The organism is Virgibacillus sp. 7505, from assembly GCF_002272135.1.
GTDB lineage: Bacteria > Bacillota > Bacilli > Bacillales > Amphibacillaceae > Terribacillus.
Genome location: NZ_NPBF01000138.1, coordinates 1 through 301, shown reverse-complemented (window position 1 = coordinate 301; position 301 = coordinate 1). Strand labels below are relative to the sequence as shown.

Genomic DNA, 301 nt, shown 5'->3' with positions numbered 1-301 from the left:
TCTTTATCAGTTTCATAGGAAAATACCTTTTTATTATCGCGGGGTGGAGCAGGGGTAGCTCGTCGGGCTCATAACCCGAAGGTCGCAGGTTCAAATCCTGCCCCCGCAACCATAATATTTCACTTACTACGTCGAGTTTTCTTCTTGTATAGTGAAAAATGGGAGTACCCGAAGGGTGCAACTAAAATTACATTATAAAGTGGTCCGGTAGTTCAGTTGGTTAGAATGCCTGCCTGTCACGCAGGAGGTCGCGGGTTCGAGTCCCGTCCGGACCGCCACTTTTAACTTAATACATATGGCT

2 tRNA genes are annotated in these 301 nt (G+C 46.8%); both read left to right on the top strand.

The annotated features are described in order from the left end of the window. Positions 1 to 37: 37 nt before the first annotated feature. A tRNA-Met gene (locus CHH91_RS18300) sits at positions 38 to 112 on the top strand. Positions 113 to 201: 89 nt separating this feature from the next. Beyond that, positions 202 to 278: transfer RNA gene (locus CHH91_RS18295), tRNA-Asp, on the top strand. Positions 279 to 301: the final 23 nt, after the last annotated feature.